Annotated in this window: 1 pseudogene; it reads left to right on the top strand. The window is 74.2% G+C overall.

From position 1 onward, the window contains the following. Positions 1-194: 194 nt before the first annotated feature. Positions 195-415, top strand: a pseudogene (locus tag AA75_RS50920) (ABC transporter ATP-binding protein); the annotation flags it as partial.

Raw genomic sequence — 415 nt, 5'->3', positions numbered from 1 at the left:
GTCTGCTGGAGAAGCCGGTCCTCGACGGCATCTACGACCTGACCCTGCTCAACAAGGTGCTCGTGGCCGCGGGCCGACCCACGGTCACGGACGCCGGGCTCGGCAGGACCTCCTGATCCCGGGCCCGACGGCCCCGCCCCCCGCCCGGTAGTCCCGGCCTTCGCCCCCACCGCATCCGCCAGGAGGTGCCCACCATGAGCAGAGCACTCACCGCACAGCACGACGCATCCCCCGCAACGGCCCCCGACGACGCCCCGAGCCCGGACGCCCCGCCCGCCGGAGGCCCCGCCGTCCGGATCTCCGGGCTGCACAAATCCTTCGGCCGTGCCGGTGCCGCCACCGCAGTCCTGGAGGACATCCACCTCGATGTCGCCGCGGGCGAGTTCGTCACCCTGCTCGGCGCCTCCGGCTGCGG

This window comes from Kitasatospora sp. MBT63 (assembly GCF_000710465.2).
Taxonomy (GTDB): Bacteria; Actinomycetota; Actinomycetes; order Streptomycetales; family Streptomycetaceae; genus Kitasatospora.
This window is presented reverse-complemented; position numbering and strand designations above follow the sequence as displayed.